General features: G+C 65.7%; 17 protein-coding genes. 14 read left to right on the forward strand and 3 right to left on the reverse strand.

Features of this window, described 5'->3' with window-relative positions; translation table 11 throughout:
- Positions 1–76 precede the first annotated feature (76 nt).
- From CKO23_RS17780 to phoU, 3 genes are all read left to right on the forward strand, one after another.
- On the forward strand, positions 77–1945 hold the full coding sequence (locus CKO23_RS17780) for a methyl-accepting chemotaxis protein (protein ID WP_200333165.1): 1869 nt from the start codon (positions 77–79) through the stop codon (positions 1943–1945).
- Positions 1946–1953: 8 nt separating this feature from the next.
- Complete coding sequence (locus tag CKO23_RS17785; protein ID WP_200333166.1) at positions 1954–3876, forward strand: bifunctional diguanylate cyclase/phosphodiesterase; 1923 nt, start codon at positions 1954–1956, stop codon at positions 3874–3876.
- Positions 3877–4029: 153 nt separating this feature from the next.
- Positions 4030–4695, forward strand: a complete 666-nt coding sequence (gene phoU / locus CKO23_RS17790) for a phosphate signaling complex protein PhoU (protein ID WP_200333167.1) — start codon at positions 4030–4032, stop codon at positions 4693–4695.
- Between the two features lie 317 nt (positions 4696–5012).
- Here the strand turns inward: phoU and CKO23_RS17795 are convergent, their stop codons facing one another.
- Complete coding sequence (locus tag CKO23_RS17795; RefSeq protein WP_200333168.1) at positions 5013–5696, reverse strand: OmpA family protein; 684 nt, start codon at positions 5694–5696, stop codon at positions 5013–5015.
- A 456-nt stretch (positions 5697–6152) separates the two neighbouring features.
- Between CKO23_RS17795 and CKO23_RS17800 the strand changes: the two genes are divergently transcribed.
- The 10 genes from CKO23_RS17800 to CKO23_RS26590 all read left to right on the forward strand — a co-directional run bounded on the left by CKO23_RS17800 (position 6153) and on the right by CKO23_RS26590 (position 14970).
- Positions 6153–7118, forward strand: a complete 966-nt coding sequence (locus CKO23_RS17800; protein WP_200333169.1) for a CHAD domain-containing protein — start codon at positions 6153–6155, stop codon at positions 7116–7118.
- A 247-nt stretch (positions 7119–7365) separates the two neighbouring features.
- Positions 7366–8412, forward strand: a complete 1047-nt coding sequence (gene pstS / locus CKO23_RS17805; protein ID WP_200333170.1) for a phosphate ABC transporter substrate-binding protein PstS — start codon at positions 7366–7368, stop codon at positions 8410–8412.
- Positions 8409–8702: a hypothetical protein gene (locus CKO23_RS17810; protein ID WP_242482536.1), complete on the forward strand. Its 294-nt coding sequence runs from the start codon at positions 8409–8411 to the stop codon at positions 8700–8702. Before pstS (CKO23_RS17805) ends, CKO23_RS17810 begins: the two co-directional genes overlap by 4 nt.
- Before the next feature lie 210 nt (positions 8703–8912).
- The gene (gene pstS, locus CKO23_RS17815; RefSeq protein WP_200333171.1) at positions 8913–9974 is read left to right on the forward strand and encodes a phosphate ABC transporter substrate-binding protein PstS; all 1062 of its coding nucleotides are present in this window, start codon (positions 8913–8915) and stop codon (positions 9972–9974) included.
- Positions 9975–10191: 217 nt separating this feature from the next.
- Positions 10192–11166, forward strand: coding sequence for a phosphate ABC transporter permease subunit PstC (pstC, locus tag CKO23_RS17820; protein WP_200333172.1), 975 nt, complete (start codon positions 10192–10194; stop codon positions 11164–11166).
- Between the two features lie 5 nt (positions 11167–11171).
- Positions 11172–12086 carry a phosphate ABC transporter permease PstA gene (pstA, locus tag CKO23_RS17825; RefSeq protein WP_200333173.1) on the forward strand — a complete coding sequence of 305 codons (915 nt, stop codon included), beginning with the start codon at positions 11172–11174 and terminating at the stop codon, positions 12084–12086.
- Positions 12087–12110: 24 nt separating this feature from the next.
- Positions 12111–12938, forward strand: coding sequence for a phosphate ABC transporter ATP-binding protein PstB (pstB, locus tag CKO23_RS17830; RefSeq protein WP_440870575.1), 828 nt, complete (start codon positions 12111–12113; stop codon positions 12936–12938).
- Positions 12939–12959: 21 nt separating this feature from the next.
- On the forward strand, positions 12960–14027 hold the full coding sequence (pstS, locus tag CKO23_RS17835; protein ID WP_200333175.1) for a phosphate ABC transporter substrate-binding protein PstS: 1068 nt from the start codon (positions 12960–12962) through the stop codon (positions 14025–14027).
- A gap of 96 nt (positions 14028–14123) precedes the next feature.
- The gene (locus CKO23_RS17840) at positions 14124–14816 is read left to right on the forward strand and encodes a hypothetical protein (protein ID WP_200333176.1); all 693 of its coding nucleotides are present in this window, start codon (positions 14124–14126) and stop codon (positions 14814–14816) included.
- 31 nt (positions 14817–14847) lie between these two features.
- Positions 14848–14970 (forward strand): CBS domain-containing protein, encoded by a 123-nt coding sequence (locus tag CKO23_RS26590; RefSeq protein WP_346014634.1) that lies wholly within the window; start codon positions 14848–14850, stop codon positions 14968–14970.
- A 32-nt stretch (positions 14971–15002) separates the two neighbouring features.
- Here the strand turns inward: CKO23_RS26590 and CKO23_RS17845 are convergent, their stop codons facing one another.
- Both CKO23_RS17845 and CKO23_RS17850 read right to left on the reverse strand, forming a co-directional pair.
- Positions 15003–15338: a cupin domain-containing protein gene (locus CKO23_RS17845; protein ID WP_200333182.1), complete on the reverse strand. Its 336-nt coding sequence runs from the start codon at positions 15336–15338 to the stop codon at positions 15003–15005.
- 50 nt (positions 15339–15388) lie between these two features.
- Entirely contained in the window at positions 15389–16105 is a 717-nt protein-coding gene (locus tag CKO23_RS17850; protein ID WP_200333177.1) for a transposase, read from the reverse strand.
- Positions 16106–16260: 155 nt separating this feature from the next.
- Between CKO23_RS17850 and hrpB the strand changes: the two genes are divergently transcribed.
- Positions 16261–18801 carry an ATP-dependent helicase HrpB gene (hrpB, locus tag CKO23_RS17855; RefSeq protein ID WP_200333178.1) on the forward strand — a complete coding sequence of 847 codons (2541 nt, stop codon included), beginning with the start codon at positions 16261–16263 and terminating at the stop codon, positions 18799–18801.
- Positions 18802–19027: the final 226 nt, after the last annotated feature.

Here is a 19027-nt window from a genome sequence, read left to right on the forward strand (position 1 = left end):
CCCCCTGCTCTACTGACGGCGCGCGCAAGGATACGCGCCGCGCGCCCCTCCTCTCTTCGCATGGCAGAGACAGTCTATGAGTATCCGCCGAAGCGTCACCCTGGCCGCCATCTCGGTCACCCTGCTGGTGGCCGCCGTCCTGGTTCTGCTCGCGCAGGTCAGCAATGCGCGCATCGAGGCGCGTGTTGCGCAGGAGGTCGCGCTCGGCAAGACCCTGGCGTGGACTCAGGTCACAGAGCGCGTCTTCGAGAAGATGGAAGGCGGCATCGCCGACTTCGAGCGCGATTTCTACCTCAAGCAGGCGCTCAAGAACCAGGACGCCAAGGCCCTTGCCGAGGCCGCCGACGCCCTCGACAACCTCATCGGCGAGCAAGGCTATTACGATGCCCTTTGGGTGTTCGACGCGCAGCGCCAACGCCTGTGCTGCGGGGCGCACGGCGCGGTTCCCGCGGATGTCCTGCCCTTGGTGCTCGCAACAGCCAGCGACGGTCTGCCGCATCACGCCGTGGCCCTTGATCGACAGGGCTCGCCCGTGGCGCTGCTGGCATTCACGCTACGCTCACGCCACGACAGCATCGGCACTGTGGTCTTTCAGTCCCCGATCGCCCCGGCGCTGGCGAGGCTCAAGGCTCTCGATGGCTCGGATGCCTTCCTGGTCGGGGCGGATGGCGCGCTGTTCGGCGGCACGGATCCCGCGCTCTACGCACACTTGGACGTGCGGCCCTCGCCGCTGGGTGAGGTCAGCCGCCGGACGCTGGTGTCGGGTCCGCTCGCCCATGCCGTGGCGGTCCTCCCCATCCGGGGCATCGACGGGGAGCCCATCGCCCACCTCATCAGCGTCTCGGATGACACCGCGAGTCATGCCGCGCAACAGCGCTTCGAGCGCATCGCCTACGCCAGCGTCGCGCTGATCCTGGCGCTCGCCCTGGCCGGGCTCTATCTTTACATGCGACATGCATTGAAGCCGCTGGACGCCGCGGTCCGCACGGTCACGGCCCTGGCCGACGGTGACCTCAACGTTTCCTTCAAGACGGGACGGAGCGACGAAGTCGGGCAGCTGATGACGGCCTTGCAATCCATGGTCGAGCGGATTCGCGGCATCGTCAGCCACCTTCACACGACCAGCGGGGAGTTGCACGATTCAGCCGGCGACATCGAGCGCCTGGCGCATACGAGCAAGATCCAGTTCGACCGTCAGAAGGCCGAAACAGTGCAGGTGGATGGCGCCATCGCACAGCTGTCGACCTCGGCCCAGCGCATCGTCGACCACACCAGTCATGCCGTCGGAACCACCACAGAGGCCCAGGCGCGCATCCTCGGGAGTCGCCAGATCCTGGAGCAGACGACGCGGATCATCGACCGCCTGGCGGTCGAGATCGATGACTCGGCCACCGTGGTGCTGAGTCTCGCCGAGCGCAGCCATGCCGCTGGCAAGGTGTTGGACGTCATCCGCGGCATCGCCAATCAAACCGGCTTGCTCGCCCTCAATGCCTCGATCGAGGCGGCGCGCGCGGGCGAGCAGGGCCGCGGCTTCGCCGTGGTCGCCGACGAGGTGCGCCAGCTCGCGACGCGCACCGAGCAGTCCATCGCAGAGATCGAGGGACTCATCAAGGCGCTGCAAGCCAGCTCCAGCGACGCCGTCGGCGTCATCCACGCCAACCGTGACCGTGCGCGCCAGAGCATCCATCACTATGGTCAGACCGTCGAGAACCTCGACGCCTTCGCCGCCTCGATCGTGCATCTGACCGACATGACGCAGCGCGTCGCCGAGGCGGCCGAAGAGCAGAGCCGCATGGTGGATACCATCGCACTCAGCGTGAATCAGATCGCGTGCCTGGCCGAGGATCACGCCGAGGCGGCCGATTCCGGATTTGCCCAATGCGCGCAGCTCAACCAGATGTCGTCCGCCTTGCGGGAGCGCGTCGCTTACTTCCGCCTGCAGTGAGGACGGCCATGGGACCAGCACCAACCGAATTCGTCACGCGCGCTCACGCAGCACATCCCGGCGCGACCGAGGCCGCCGAATCCGGCCGGTCAAGCGGAGGGCAAGCGGCATTCATCCAAGGCGCGCGCTCGGCGCTCCGCTACGCCCTACAACCCATCGTCAACATCCATACCGGCGGCGTCCTGGGCTACGAAGCCCTGCTGCGCGGCGTCGCCGAGATCGGCTTCCAGGATGTCCACAACCTATTCGGCCATGCCTGGAACCTGGGCTTCTCCGCGGCCTTGGATAGGACGCTGCGCGACCTGGCCATCCGGAGCTTTGCCGAGCTACCCCAGGCATCGCAGTATCGCCTCTTCTTCAACCTCGACCCGCATCTCATCGAGGCCGAGGATCCGTGGCACACGCTCGAGCTGCTGCGCCAGTTCGGACTGCGGCCGGAGAATCTCTGCTTCGAGCTCTCCGAGCGCGCAGACTTCACCGCGAACCCCCGCGTCGAGCAGGTGATTGGCGCCTATCGCAGGCATCGCTTCCACTTCGCCATCGACGACTTCGGCAGCGGCTACGCGGGGCTGCGCCTGCTCTATGAGCATCCGCCCGATCTGCTCAAGATCGACCGCTTCTTCATCAGCGGCATCGCGGAGGATCACCGCAAGCGGCTGTTCGTCGCCAACACCGTCCAGCTCGCGCACCTGATGGGGATTCGCGTCATCGCCGAAGGCGTGGAAACGGAGCCCGAGCTGCTCGCCTGCCGGGAGATCGGCTGCGATCTCGCCCAAGGCTATTTGATCGCCCATCCGCAACTCGAGCGTGGCGCCCTGCGCACGCGCTACGAACAGGTACTGGAGATCCACAGCCGCAATCAGCGCGCGGTGCCGGGCGACCTGGGGCTGATCGAGCGCTTCCAGGAGCACATCCCCCCGCTGCACGCCGAGGATGGCGTCACGCGGATGTTCGACGCCTTCCGGCATGACAAGGGCCACCACGTCATCCCCGTGCTGGAATCGGGCGATCATCCGCTCGGCCTGATCCATGAGGCGGACATCAAGGACTTCATCTACTCCGCCTATGGCCGCGAACTGATTGTCAACCGCGCCTTCGCTCGCCGCTTGACCGACTTCGTGCGGCCCTGCCCCATGGTCGACATCCATGACCCGATCGATCGGCTGCTGGAGGCCTATTCAGCGACGGTCAATCCCGCCGGCGTCATTCTCACCCAGGATGCGCGCTACCACAGCTTCATCTCGGCAACCTCGCTCCTGCAGCTCATCGAACAGAAGAACCTCGCCACCGCGCGCGATCAGAATCCGCTCACCAAGCTCCCAGGCAACAATCCGATTCACCAGTACGTCTCGCGCGCGATCAGCCAGAACGGCAGCACCTGGCACCTGGTGTACCTGGACTTCGATAACTTCAAGGCCTTCAACGATCACTATGGCTTCCGCCGGGGCGACCGCGTCATCCTGCTGTTCGCCGGGCTGCTGCAGCAGTGCCTGAGCCCAGGGTCTTGGTTCACCGGCCACATCGGCGGTGATGATTTCTTCGCTGGCACCAGGGACACCCCGCTCGACAGTATCCTGACGCGGCTGCGAGCGCTGTTGGAGCAGTTCCGCTCCGACGTTCAGAGTCTCTACGATCAGGAAGACCGGATCCGCGGTTATCTGTCCGCGAAAGACCGCTACGGCGTCATACGCGACATGCCGCTCATGCGCTGCAGCGCGGCCATCATCGAGATCCAGCCGGGAGACGACTACGGCGACGGCGAGGCGCTCGGGCAAGCCATCGCGGAGCTGAAGCACCTGGCCAAGGCCAGTGACTCCGGACTGGTGTTGGGCGGTAGGCATTCTGAACAAGCGCTCAGGCTCGACCTCCTCCAGCCGGCGGCTTCGGACGACCTGGGACCGGATCGAATGGATGCGGCCTCAAGGGTCTGAAGCTCAGGCGTCAGCCGGAGCAAGGCGCGACGCAGTCGCCAGCGGCCGCCGTCACACAACCGTCAAGATGCGTCGCTAGATTGACGCGGGTTGCGCTTGGCATCCTGCCGATCCGGCGATTGCGTCGCTAAATTCCGAGGAGACCGCATTGCAATGACCGATTCGCATTCATTGGTCGAGAAGAAACGTGAAGCGCTCACCCAGGGCATCATCGAGTTGGCGGGGCTTGTCGACACTGCCCTGCGGACCTCCCTCGACGCCCTGCGCCGGCAGGATCTCGGGGTGGCGGAGGAGATCGTCGGTGGCGACACTCTCATCAATCGCGGACGTCGCGTGCTGGAGCAGCAGGCCATGGTGGTGCTGGCGGCCCATCAGCCGGCCGCGCGGGACTTCCGTCTGATCGGTGCATCGCTGGAAATGATCACGGAGATCGAACGCATCGCCGATCATGCCGCCGACGTTGCGCGCATTCTTCTCATCGCCAACGGGCGCCGCTTCCCCGAAGTGCCTCTGGCCAAGGTCCTCGAGATGGGCGATGCCGCCGCGGCCATGTTCAGGGACGTGATGGCGGCCTACGCCGAGGGCGCTCGCGCGGATTCGGCGCGCGCCGCTGTCCTCCGCGAGAATGCGGTGGACGCGCAGGAGCGCAGCATCATCGAGGACGTCGCGGCCTGGCTCTGCCAGGGGCCGCGGGCACCCATGCTCGGGGTCGAGCTGCTCTGGATCGCGCATCACTACGAGCGCATCGCCGACCGCGCAACCAACATCGCCGAACGGGTCGTCTATATCGAGACCGGCGAGACACCAGACCTCGACTGACCCAGGGGCGCGGCTCGCCATCGGGTCGACGCGATCGGGCGGACCGGCGCCTACCGCAAGAGGAAGATCGGCGGATCGCCCGATCGCCCTGGACTTTGCGCAACAGCCCGGAGGTCGACTCAATGACCGACAGCGCGGCCGGCCGCGGCCCTCGGCATGGACCGCGAGTGCCGGGGCATCGCCAACTCCCGGGGATCCAGCGCGGCCGTGATGTCGATGCACGCCTTAAGGCCAGTGAGTACTCAGCAATCGTGCCAGCGACATTGATCAAGGTCTCGGCGGCCATCGGCGTCCTCCGCCGATGGCCGCGCTGTCGGTTATGCGCTTGCGGACGTGATCGGCATGATCACGATATCGACGCGACGGTTCAGTCGCCGCCCCGCTTCCGTGTCGTTGGTCGTGATTGGCTGAGTCATGCCATAGCCCGCCGATTCGATGCGTTGCGGCAGGACGCCGGTGCTATCCAGATAGCGCTCGACCGATGCCGCACGCCGTTCAGACAGGCGCTGATTGTAGTCGGCAGAGCCGGTGTTATCGGTGTGCCCGGCGACAGCCAGCTGTGTCTTCCCGTACTTCTTCACGACTGTGGCGATCTTGTCCAAGGTGCTATAGAAGCTGGGCTGGATCTGGTCGGAGTCCACCTCGAAGGCCGTCGCCCCGGTCATCCCCACCAGAAGCTGATCGCCGGGCAGCTTCTGCACTCGAATCGCGCCACTCGCGATCTCTGGCGCCAGAACCTTCTCGAAGTTCTGCCGCTGCTCCTCCATGTAAGCGCCGACCATGGTGCCGACCAAGGCGCCACCCACCGCGCCGATGAGTGCACCCTTGCCCGCGTCAGCGCTCAGGGAGCCGATCACAGCGCCCGCCGCCGCCCCAGTCGCTGTTCCGATTGCAGCCCCCCTGCCGGTCTCGGTCAGCCCAGAGCCATCCGAGGCACAGCCCGAGATCAACACGGCGAACACCGCCGCCGTGGTAGCACGCTTCGCGAAAATTGGAGTCATCAAGAACCTCATCAATCGTGAAAATAGCCCGGATACGCAAGACGCTTGAGGCCTCAGGCTCGCCGAACCGTCAAGTCATCTCTGGAACACTGAATCTATGGAACATTCACTCGATGCCGTTTTCCGGCACAAGCTCTCAGTTGGTGCGCTTTGGGCGGGACCCAAGGGCGTCGGACTCGAGATGCCGAGAAGGCCTTCGAGTGTCTCCGCACTCAAGGAGATGATGCTCGACAGAAGGGCTACATGGCTCATGAGCCTTTCGCTCCCTAGCGCGCGATCGGGTTCCCTGGTCACGTCGGGGCCTTGCTCATCAGTCCGGCCAAGCGCTCGGACGCTGGAAGATAAGGCGACGCATGGCCGCAACCGAGAGCGGTTCGAGACCCGCTGGGCCTTGGCGGCGAGCGCCAAGGAGCCACTGCAGGGTTTCAAACCCATCAGAACGGAGCCAGTCCGGCGATGAACAAGAAGAAGACCAGAACGTCAGCCCCTCTGCGCGCGGGCCTCAGTCTGAGCGCGGCCTTATCGGAAATCCTGCGGCACAATTTTCACGCCATGCTGCCGTGGGAAGCCAAGGCCCGATCCTGGGATGACATCGAGGGCGTGCACCAGATGCGGGTCAGCTGCAGACGGATGCGGGCGGCCTTGTCGGCGTTTCGCTCGGCCGTGCCGAAGGCGGTCAGCCGGCACTGGAGCGAGGAACTCGGCTGGGTTGCCAGCCAGCTCGGCGGGGCGCGAGATCTCGACGTCTTCATCGCGGAGGGGCTGGCGCCCATGCGAGACGCACTTCCGCTGCCCGGTGGGGAGTCGCTGCTTGCCCTGGCCGAACAACAGCGCGCGGCGGCCTATGCGGTGGTCCGCCTGATGCTCGACAGCGATCGGTACGCGCGGCTCAAGCTGGACTTCCCGGAGTGGTTCGAAACAGCCGCTTGGGAACGCGCCGATCTAAAGCCGCGGCAGCGTCATAGGCTAACGACCGCCATCGAAGCATACGCGCGTCAGTTGCTGGATCGCTTGGATCGACGGGTGCTGGAAGCGGGCAAGAACCTCGACCGGCACGACCCGGAACAGATGCACCAGTTGCGCATCGCGTGCAAGAAGCTGCGCTACGCCGCCGAGTTCTTTTCCCCCATCACGCCCGGCCTCAATGTCTTCATCGGCCAGTTGAAAGGGCTTCAGGATCTGCTGGGCGTCCTCAATGACATCGCCGTCATGCAGGGCCTGCTCGCGGACCTGCTCGCGGACCAGTCCGACCCCGACCTCATTCGCTATTCGGGCGGCCTGGTGGGCTGGCGCACGCACCAAGCCCATGACCTTCTGGAAGGCTTCGAGGACCGCTGGCAGGCCTTTGCGCACGCTGAACATCCCTGGCGTCACGGCCACGGGCATGGGCATGGGCATGGGCATGGGGCGGCTCATGGTTGAGAGGCGATCCCGCGCGTCGACGGCGGCAGCGATCTCGAAGCGCTTATCAACGACCTCGGGCCTTTGGCCCGGTCGCTCCTCCGAGCACGGATCGGGTTCATGGCTCGATGATCCCTGTCCAGGACAGGAATGTTCAAAGACGCCGTCATCGCGCTGTCATCTTCGACGGGCATGCTGGCGCTGACGGATTCTCCGCTCCCGATTGAGCCACACCCAATCGAGCCACCACTCGACGAGTCGAAAAACGATGACGTTCCCTTCCCTGCTCCGCTCACTGTCGTTCGCCCTGGCCACTGTGGTCATGGCCTCCCTCACCCCCCTGGCGCATGCGGCCGAGCCCATCAAGATCGTCGGCGCCGGGGCCAGCTTTCCCGCCCCGCTCTATCTGCGCTGGTTCCGCGACTACTACCTGGCGCATCCCAACGTCCAGATCGATTATCAGGCGATCGGCAGCGGCGGCGGTATAGCCAACCTCATCAATGGACTGCTCGACTTCGCGGGGTCGGATGTGCCGATGAAGCCCGAGGATGCCGCGAAGGTGCCAGGCGGCGTGGTTCAGATCCCGATGACGGCGGGCGCCGTCGTCATCGCCTATCACCTGGACGGTGTCGACGGCATCAAGCTCAGCCGCGAGGCGATCGCCGGGATTTTCACGGGCCAGATCGCGCGCTGGAACGACCCGCTCATCGCCGCGACCAATCCAGGTGTTGAGCTTCCGGACCTGCCCATCGTCGTCGTGACCCGGGGCGATGCCAGCGGGACCACCTTCGTGACCACGCGCCATCTCGGCGCCGTCAGCGATGCCTTCAACAGAAATGTCGGCGTCGACATGAATCCGGTCTGGCCCAAGGTGCTGCAAGAGCGCGGGGCACTGATCCGCGGCCAGGGCAACGGCGGCGTCGCCGCCTTCATCCGCGCCATTCCCGGCTCGATCGGCTACCTGCAGTACGCCTATGCCGGCCTGACCAATATGCAGATGGCGCTCATGCAGAACCGCGCCGGCGACTACGTGCCGCCCGACAGCGCATCCTTCCGCGCGGCGGTCGAGTCCTTTCGCGCCGAGATGGACCTCTCGGAGATCGCTGACCCAAAGGGGGACGGCTCCTACCCCGTCCTCTCGCTGTCCTGGCTGATCCTGCGCAAGGACTACCCCGAGGACAAGGCGGCCGTGATTCGTGATGTCATCCGCTATGCACTGACGGACGGTCAGCAGGTCGCCGGGCTGCTGGGCTATATCCCCCTGACCGAGGCGGCCGTCGCGCTGCTCCAGCAGAAGGTCGAGCAGATTCAATGACGCAAGAGAACATGACCCCGCTGGAGAAGACCGAGGCCCTCTACCGCGAGCTGGTCGCCTGGTACGCGGAGGGACCGCACCGCGAGACCCGCGCCGCCGCCAAGCTGCTCATGGTCGCCCTGCTCAAGCTCAAGGAGCACGGCGGCCCTGGCTGGCAGGGATTGGTCGACGAGTACCTGATCATGCTGCGCAACGAGCCCGAGCGCTTCCAACGCATGCTTGACGCCAACCGAGGCAAGGAAAAGCGACCTGGCGCGGGACCGGATCGGTCCGACAGCCTCATCGCCTGAGCGGGCGCCATCACAAGCGCACGGAGAGTGCCCTGCTCGATGGCTCGATCAGCGGCGCCCAAACGGTGACTGGAGCCGTCATCAAACGATCATCGTTCCTTAACAAAACCAACTGTAGTTCGGGGCGAAACTAGGCGCGGATTTGACGATGACGGCCTCGGACGTTCAACCGTCATGGCCTTTTCGATTTCATTTATCAGTGTACAAGTCATGCAAAAGCCAACTTTTCTGAAATCGGCGCTTGCCGTCGGTCTCGTCTCCATGGTCGCCTTGTCCGGCACCGCCAGCGCCGCCGACATCAAGCTCAACGGCTCGGGCGCCAGCTTCCCCTTCCCCATCTACTCCAAGTGGTTCAAGGATTTCAGCAAGGCAAACAAGGGTATTCGCGTCGACTACCAGTCCAAGGGCAGCGGCGCCGGCATCCAGGACCTGATCAACCACACGGTTGACTTTGCGGCTTCCGATGCCGCCATGAACGACGAGGAGATGGCCAAGGTCGAGGAGGGCGTGGTGCTCCTGCCCATGACCGCGGGCGAGGTCGTCATCATCTACAACCTGGACGGCGTCGAGGAGCTGAAGCTGCCGCGCGACGTCTATCCGGCGATCTTCTCCGGCGAGATCACTCAGTGGAACGACCCCAAGATCGCCGCCGCCAACCCCGGCGTCGATCTCCCGGATGAGACCATCACGGTCGTGACCCGCTCGGATTCCTCGGGCACCTCCTTCGTCTTCACCGGACACCTGTCCAACATCAGCGCGGACTTCAAGGCCGCCGTTGGCCAGGGCAAGGCGCCCAACTGGCCGAGCGCCGCCAACTTCGTCGCCGCCCCCAAGAATGACGGCGTCACGGCGCAGGTCCAGCAGAACAAGGGCGCCATCGGCTATGTCGAGTACGGCTACGCCAAGCTGACCAAGTGGAAGCAGGTCGCCCTGCTGGAGAACAAGTCCGGCAACTTCGTCGCCGCCGGTCCCGAGAGCGGCGCCGCCGCCCTGGCCTCGGCCGAGTTCCCCGAGGGCACCCTGCCCAACAGCGACGTGCCCAACCTGATCGCCTGGGTGTGGGATCCGGCTGGCGCCGATGCCTATCCGATCGCGACCTTCACCTGGATGCTCTTCTACAAGGATCAGGACGACGACAAGGCCGCCGCGCTGCGCAAGCTGGTCGGCTACGGCGTCGAGGAAGGCCAGAAGATCGCCGACTCCATGGGCTACATCCCGCTGCCAGAGAACGTGCGCGAGAAGGTCCTGAAGGCGGCCGAACACATTCAATAGGGGGCGCGAGGCACTGAGCGGTTCGGGCAGCGCCCAGGCGCCGCCCAACCGGTCCTGACTCGGATGTCAACAGGAACCGGTCCAGCCCAAGCCGGATCGGTTCTCGCACGAAGACGTGTTCCCCTCGACCGGCACCCGCCCGATTCGGCTCAAGGCGATCGCTCAGCAAGAACCCGCCAAGCCCCATCACCTCTCGCGACTCCTTGAAGGGGAAATAATGAGCAATTTGTTCCAAGCGGCGAATGCCTCGGGCGGAGTCTCCGGGCCGCCCTCGGCCGGCGAGTACGCCACTGACCGCCTGTTTCGCGGTATCGCGCTCAGCAGCGCCTTCGTCATCATCCTCCTCGTCGCCTATATCCTCTGGGAGCTCGGACGGGAGGCCGCGCCGGCCGTCGGCGAGTACGGCCTGAGCTTCATCACGGGTTCGACCTGGAACGCCAGCAAGGCGCAGTTCAGCGTGCTGCCCGAGATCTGGGGCACCCTCTACAGCTCGCTGCTGGCCCTGGTGCTCGGCGGTGCCTTCGGCATCGCCATCGCCATCTTCCTGACGCAGGACTTCATTAACCACCGCCTGGCGACCGTCTTCCGCACCATTGTGGAGATGCTGGCCGCCATCCCCTCGGTCGTCTTCGGCCTCTGGGGCATCTATGTGCTGATTCCGCTGCTCAAGCCAGGTGCCGAATGGCTGCATCAGAGCCTCGGCTGGTTTCCGCTGTTCGGCACCGACCTCGCCGGCCCCGGCATGGCCCCCGCCGCGCTGGTGCTGGCCATCATGATCCTGCCGACGGTCGCGGCCATCTCGGTCGACGCTTTCCGCCGCATCCCCTACAAGGTGAAAGAGGCCGCCTATGGCATGGGCACCACCCGTTGGGAGGCCATCCTCAAGGTGATGCTGCCGACGGCCTCCTCCGGCGTGCTCGCGGCACTCGTGCTCGGCTTTGGACGCGCGCTGGGCGAGACCATGGCACTGGCCATGTTGATCGGCAACTCCAACCAGATCAGCCTCTCGCTCTTCTCGCCCGCCAATACCCTGGCCTCGCTGCTCGCCTCCAACTTCCCGGAGGCCGGACGGGTCGAGGTGCAGGCCCTCATGTATGCCGCCCTGGTCCTGCTTGCCATCACCTTCCTCGTCAACGTCGCGGGCCTTGCGGTCCAGCAATACACCATCCGCAAGTTCGAGGGGAAGCCATGAGGACCATGAATCCAACCAGCACGATCGATCTGACCGCGCGGCCCGAAGAGATCCGCCCCCGGCCGAATCTGGACCGCCAGACGCTCGAGCCCAGGGCGCTCAAGAGCGGCTTTCTGACCGGGCTGACCTGGCTCGCCGCCGTGCTCGCCGCGGTACCGCTGTTCTCCGTCATCTACATGCTGCTGATTCAGGGCGGATCGCGTCTCTTCGGCAGCGATGTGGTCGAGGTGCTGACCGGCCTGCCGCCGGCGGGCTTCGAGATGGGCGGCGGCATCGGGCCGGCGATCCTCGGCACCCTAGTGATGGTCGGCATCGCCTCGGCCATCAGCATCCCGCTCGGGATCCTGGCCTCCATCTATCTCGGCGTGCTGGAACCCAAGAGCAGACTGGCGTCAACGTCGCGCTTCCTCGCCAAGGTGCTGACCGGCTTTCCCTCCATCCTGGCAGGCGTCTTCGTCTACGCCGTGCTCGTCATCCGCTTCGGCTACTCCGCCATGGCGGGCGGCGTGGCGCTCGCGGTGCTCATGCTCCCAACCGTGGTGCTCGCCGCTGAGGAGGCCATGGCGCAAGTCCCACAGCGGATGAAGGACGCCGCCTACGGCATGGGCTGCACCCAGACGCAGGTCATCTTGAAGGTGGTGCTGCCAACCGCGCTGCCCGGCATTTTGACCGGCGTCATGCTGGCCATCGCGGGCGCGGCGGGCGAGTCCGCCCCCCTGCTCTTCACGGCGCTCTTCAGCAACTACTACATCTCCGAGCTTGCGGAACCGACCGCCTCGCTCTCCATCCTCATCTACAACTTCTCCGGCATGCCGTTCGAGAACCAGATCGAGCTGGCCTGGACGGCCTCGCTGGCCCTGGTGCTCATCGTCCTGATGTTCAACATCCTGGCGCGCATCGTCGGTCGCTCGAAGGTTTGACGCACAGAAACCGAGGTATAGGTCATCATGAACGCAACAGCTGAGGCGCTCTTCGTCGCAGAGCCCTTCCAGGCCGCCGGTGACGTCGTCATCGATTGCACGGTCAACAAGATCTTCTACGGCGACTTCCTCGCCGTGCGCGATTCGGTCGTGCCGATCGAGAAGAAGAAGATCACCGGCTTCATCGGCCCCTCCGGCTGCGGCAAATCGACGGTGCTGCGCAGCCTCAACCGGATGAACGACCTCATTTCGGTGTTCCGCTTCGAGGGCAACGTGATATATCACGGCCAGGACATCTATGCGAAGAAGGTCGATCCCGTGGTGGTGCGCCGCTACATCGGCATGGTCTTCCAGCAGCCCAACCCCTTCTCCATGAGCATCTTCGACAACGTCGCCTTCGGCCTGCGACTCAACCGGTTCAAGGGGGATATTGAAGAGCGGGTGGAGCGCGCCCTTCAGCGGGCGGCGCTCTGGAAGGAGGTCAAGGACAAGCTCAAGAACAGCGGGCTCTCCCTCTCCGGCGGTCAGCAGCAGCGCCTTTGCATCGCCCGCGCCATCGCGACCGAGCCGGACGTGCTGCTGATGGACGAGCCCTGCTCGGCGCTCGACCCCATCGCCACCCGCCAGGTCGAGGAGCTGATGCTGGAGCTGAAGGAGAACTACACCCTGGCCATGGTCACTCACAACATGCAGCAGGCCACGCGCGTCGCCGATACCACGGCCTTCTTCTCCGTGGACATTTCCCAAGGCGGACGCACCGGCTACCTGGTCGAGATGGGTCCCACGCGGCAGATCTTCGAAGACCCCAGGGAGCAGCTCACCAAGGAATACATCTCGGGCGAGTTCAGCTGACCGGTGGCCTGGAGACTGCACATGAAGGCCAAGAGACACCTAACGGGCAAGCTCGCGGCGGTGTTCGCCGCGGCGACCCTAACCCTCTTCAGCGGCCAGCCGGCTGAATCCGCCACGGCCGACGACGCCAAGCTGACCATCCATGGGGCGGGAGCCACCTTTCCCCAGCCCCTCTATCAACGCTGGATCCAGGAGTACGAGAAGACACACCCGGAGACCCGTTTTACCTACGCGGGTTTGGGTAGCGGTGCCGGCGTCCAGGGCTTCCTCGCGGGCAGCATCGACTTCGGCGCCAGTGACGCCGCCATGAACGACGCCGAGCTGGCGCGGGTCGATCCCGAGCGCGGCGTCGTCATGCTGCCCATGACGGCCGGCATGGTGGTGCTGGCGTACAACATCCCAGACGTACCGACCGGGCTGCGCCTGCCGCGCGACGTCTATCTCGACCTCTTCGCGGGCCGGATCCGCGACTGGGATCATCCGCGCATTCGCGACGCCAATCCGGATCTGGACCTGCCGCACAAGGCCGTGGTCACCGTGGTAAGGCGCGATTCGAGCGGGACCACCTTCGCCTTCACCAATCACCTGGCCGCAGTCGACCCCGACTGGGCGGACAAGGGTCCGGGTGTCGGCAAGCTGGTCGACTGGCCAGGTATCGCCATGGCGGTGCCGGGCAACGAAGGTGTCGCCCAGCGGGTCAAGATCACGGATGGCGCGATCGGCTTCATGGCTTATGAGTTCGCCCAACGCCTGGGGCTCCCCGTCGCCACGCTGCAGAACAAGTCCGGCACCTTCGTGGCGCCCGGACCCCGCACCGGGCAGGCGGCGCTCGCGTCGGTCACTGACATCCCGGCTGACCTGAGGATCTATCTGCCTGACCCCGAGGGTGCGGACGCCTACCCCATCGTCAGCTATACCTGGCTGCTGTTGAGCCAGCGGTATGCGGATCCCGCCGTGGCGGGTGCCTTGAAGGGGGCGATCACCTGGGGCCTCGACCAGGGGCAGCCGATCGCCGAGGAGATGGGTTACATTCCGCTCCCGGAGGTCATGATCGGCAAGGCGAAGGAGGCACTGGCGCGGGTCCGCTGAGGCTGTCGCGCGGCGCGACTTGGTGATGGCCACGTTCATCGATCCAATAGATGCATCGATCCAACTCGTCTATCGATCCAACACAAGGAGTGCCACGTGTCGAACCCCCGTCTGGATCTCAGCGCGATCGAGGCCTCCCTGCGCGCCGTTCAGCGGGGCTTCGATCGCATCAACGCCACCTTGGAGACACCGCGCGACCCTTTTCGCGAGGAGATCCTGCTCGCGCTGCTGGAGGGCTATCGCTTCCTCGACCAACTGCAGGAGGGCGATATCGACCTGTTCGCACCGGGGAATTCGCGGCGGCTGCTCCAGCTCAACTGCCTGGTCATCTGCGAAGACCCGGATCCTGACTTGAAGCAGTGCGCGCCGCACTTTCGCGAAACCGAGCGGCGCTTCTACGACGACAGGAGCTTGGGCGGCGTGCGTGCCCTCATGAACTACCTGGCCGACCACCGCCACCCGACGCCCTGGCGCCGCGCGGCCGGCGTCTACACGCAGATCCTCTCCGAGCCACAGCTCTTCTTCGAGGGCAATCACCGCACCGGGGTCTTGCTGATGAGCCACATCTTGCTGCGCGCGGGACTGCCGCCCTGCGTGCTGAGCGCGCAGAACATCAAGACGTGCTTCGATCTGTCCTCCCGGATCAAAGACCTCAGCAAGCGCCGGCTGAGATCCAAGTTCGCCCTCCTGGACCTGTCTAGGCGCCTGGCCGAACGCCTTGAAGCCAACGCCGACGCTCGCTACCTGCTCGACTGGTCAGCACCAGCCCTCGCCCGCCGCGCGGAATAGCGCCCCCTGATCCACCGTGTGACAGGAGATAATGACGGGCTTTCGGCGTCACGGTGGACGCGCCATGCCCGTCGTCGACGGGCGCGACAGGCTGCTCGGCATGCTGATGCGCAAGGATTTCCTCGCCGGTTGGCAGCTGCGGCCATCCGACTGAGCGGATGATCGGGCGGGCGCTCGCCGGCCCGCTCAAGCCAGCGGTAGGGGGTCGATATCCTCGTAAGCGGACTGGCGAAAACGCGGGCTGCAGATGGCGAGGAAGATCAGCTCCCGCTCGCCCCGGTTGCGGATGCGCTGGGCGCATCCGGCGGGGATGTAGACGCAGTCGCCGACGCCGACTGCCCGCAGCGGCAATCCCTCGACCTCGACGATGCCCTTTCCGCTCAGGATCAGGTAACGCTCGACGATGCCCGCGAGCCGATGAAGCCGGGTGGTGACGCCGGGGCCGACGCGCGCGCGTGCGATCGAGACGGCGGGATCCTCCTCCCGGTTCCATGACTCGAGGATGAAACAGCCCTCGACCATGAAGAACTCATCCGCCTCATTGGGCGAGTGGACGACCCCGCCATCACGGCTCACGCCAGGCCGGCACTGCGGCGATAGGCCTCGGAGCGGCGGTCTCCGCCACGCGGCCGCGGCAGGGCGCGCCTGTTCAGCACCGATTCGATCTCGTTGCAGAACTCCGGACTGCCGAGCACCCAGGCCTTGTTGGTGCAATCGCGGATCTGCTTGAGCATCGGCTCCGCAATCGGCTGTTCGGCATGCTTGGCGTAGGCCTCGCGCCGCGCCTTGGCACTGCGCCCAAGCCGCTCGTACTCCCGATGCGAGGTAATGAGATTGTCCTCGGCCCCTTCGGCGTTGCCGCCATAACTCGACCAGCCGTATTCGGACGGCTTGCTCACCAGCCCCGCGCGGACCGCGTTGGCCTCGATGTAGTGGGAGACCGCCAGCAGATAGTGCTTCGGATCCACCAGAGTGGCACGATAGCGCCCTTCCCAGAGGGTTCCGGTGCGGTCGTAGCGATTGTTGAAGTATTGAACGTAATAACGGCCGACGTACTGCATCAGCTTTCCGATGCCGTTCTCCAGATAGGAGGTGACCAGCAGGTGGAAGTGATTCGGCATCAGCACATAGGCGTGGATGTCGCACTGAAACTTCTCGGCGGCGACGCCTATCTTGTCCCAGATGAACCAGTAGTCTTCTTCCTCGAAGAGGATCTGCTGACGATTGTTGCCGCGCTGGATCACGTGCTGCGGATAGCCAGGCATCAGGAAACGGGGTAGACGTGCCATGAGTAGGGTCGGATCCGGTTGATTGACCTGTATCGGAGTATAGACAGCTGCGCCTCTTCTAGAAGCCCAACAGTTGCGGTCCATTTGCGCTGGATCATGTCAAGCCCCTAAACCGGAAGCGAAATCTCTCCAAACCCAAGGATCTCAATGTCTCTGTGACTGACCGCCCTTCCCTCGATCAATGGTTACCGATAGACCCGGCCCTAGAACCGCTGCGCGCGGCGCTTCGAAAGGGTCACGCTCTGTTGCAGGCTCCGACGGGGTCCGGTAAGTCCACCAAGGTGCCCTTGGCCCTGCTCGACGAAGACTGGCTCGCCGGCCTGCGCATCCTCATGCTCGAGCCGCGGCGTCCAGCGGCGCGCATGACAGCGGCGCGCATGGCGAGTCTGCTGGGCGAGCCAGTGGGCGAGCGTGTCGGCTACCAGGTCCGCTTCGAGCGCCGCGTCAGCCCGCGCACGCGCGTCGAGGTCGTGACCGAGGGCATTCTGACGCGCCGGCTGCAGCGAGATCCGGACCTCCAGGGCATCGGCCTGGTCATCTTCGACGAGTTCCATGAGCGCAATCTCCAGTCCGATCTCGGGCTGGCGCTCACCTTGGACGTCGTCCAGAACCTGCGCCCCGAGCTGCGGCTGCTGGTGATGTCCGCGACGCTGGACAGCGAGCCGCTCGCCGCCGTGTTGGACGAGGCCGAGATCATCCGCGGTGAAGGACGCAGCTTCCCGGTGGAGGTGCGCTATTGCGATCACGCCCGAGACACCGACGCCGTGGGCTCCGCGATCGCTGGAGTACGTCGCGCACTGGCCGAGGACGTCGGCGACATCCTGGTCTTCTTGCCGGGAACGGGCGAAATCAGCCGCTGCGTCGAGCAGCTCGACCGCTTGAGCGATGGTGACATCGAGATCCTGCCGCTCCACGGCAGCCTGCCCTCGGCGCAGCAGGATCAGGCGCTGCTACCGGGCGACGGCCGCCGACGGCGCGTCATCGTCGCGACGGACATCGCGGAGACCAGTGTCACCATCCAGGGCATTCGCACCGTCGTCGATACCGGACTGACCCGCAAGCCGCGCTTCGACCCCGGTTCCGGCCTGACACGCCTGGTCACCGAGGCCATCTCCCGCGCCTCCGCCGAGCAACGCGCGGGCCGCGCCGGGCGCCTCGGGCCGGGCGTCTGCTACCGACTCTGGACGCCCGCTCAGGAGCATGGCCGGCCCGCGCACCGCACCGCCGAGATCCTGCAATCGGACCTGGCTCCGATCGCGCTGGAGCTCGCGCTCTGGGGCGTGAAGGACCCCGCCGAGCTGAGCTGGCTGGATCCGCCCCCGCCCCCGGCCTGGTCGCAGGCGATCGAGCTACTGCGGGCGCTCGGCGCGCTGGACGATGCCGGCTCCATCACCCGCCTTGGACGCGCCATGGCGGAGCTGCCGGTCCACCCGCGACTCGCCGTCATGCTCCTGAGCGCCTCGACCGGGGAGCGGCAGCTTGCGGCGCGCCTCTGCGCCCTGGTCTCCGAGCGCGACCCCTTCATCGCCGCGCCGGATCGCGCACGCCCGGCGGATCTCGGCGCTCGGCTGCAGGCCCTGGACGCGCTGCGCGACAGGCGTCCACCGAGGCACATGGACCGCTACCGGCTGGCGACCGTCGAGCGCGTCGCGGCCCAGTTGATCGGGATCGTCCAGCGTGCCGATGCGTGCCCTGGACAAGGCGCCCGCTCGCCCGGCGCCCTGCTCGCCCTCGCCTATCCCGACCGGGTCGCTCAACGCCGCGACGGCGCGGACGACCGCTACCTGCTCGCCTCCGGCGCCGGTGCCGTGCTGCCGCGTGACGATGCGCTCGCCGTCCATGCCTATCTCGTCGTCGCGGACATGGACGCCAAGGGGCGCGACGGGCGCATCCAGCGCGCGCTGCCGATCGACCAAGCCGAACTCGAGGCAGGCTTCGAGGCCCGTATCGCGCACAGCCGCGAGGTCACCTGGGACAGCGAGCGCGAGGCCGTCGCCTGCCGCGAGGTCTCCCGCCTCGGCGCCATCACCCTCGCATCGCGTCCCGTTCCACTGCAGCCGGACGACCACGCGAGCGCACGCCTCCTCGCGCGTGTCCGCGAGCTGTTCGAGCGCGCACTCGCGTGGTCGGACAGCGCGCGACAGCTTCAGGCGCGCGTCGAGCTCATGCGCCAGCACGACCCAAGGGGAGATTGGCCGGATCTCTCCGACGCAGCGCTCAATGACAGCTTGGAAGACTGGCTCGCCCCCTGGATTGAGGGCAAGTCGCGGCTCGCCGAGGTCCAGCGGCTCGACCTCGCCGCCGTCCTGACTGCCCGCCTGAGCTGGGAGCGGCAGCAACGCCTGGATCAGGAAACACCGCGCAGCTTCGCCACCCCGGCAGGCAACCATCGCCCCATCGACTACAGGGCTGGCGACCTCCCGGTGCTCGCGGCACCACTGCAGGAGCTCTTCGGGCTCGAAGACACACCCCGCGTTTGCATGGGCCGCGTCCCCGTCCTACTGCACCTGCTCTCCCCCGCGCGCCGCCCCATGCAGGTCACCCAAGACCTCGCCGGCTTCTGGGCGCGGGGGTATGCCGACGTCCGCAAAGAGCTTCGCGGGCGCTATCCCAAACACCATTGGCCGGAGAATCCGGCCGAGGCGCAGGCGGTGGTCGGAGGCATCAAGCGTCGGGCACCGCGGCAATCCGGATAGGGCGATCCGAACAACGCTAGTGCAACAGAGTGGAAATCCCGAGACTGTTTAATCATTCATGCTGCGAGCGGCTTTCCCTCATAGGTCCAGCGGAAGGGTTTGGCCAACGTGCGATTGAAGAAGTCGATGAAATCGCTGATGCGTTTCTGAAGGTCGTCGATGGAGGTGAAGTTGCCACGGCGCAGGACTTTGCGCGCCAGGATCGAGAACCACATCTCGATCTGAT

Source organism: Thiocystis violacea (assembly GCF_016583565.1).
Taxonomy (GTDB): Bacteria; Pseudomonadota; Gammaproteobacteria; order Chromatiales; family Chromatiaceae; genus Thiorhodococcus; species Thiorhodococcus violaceus_A.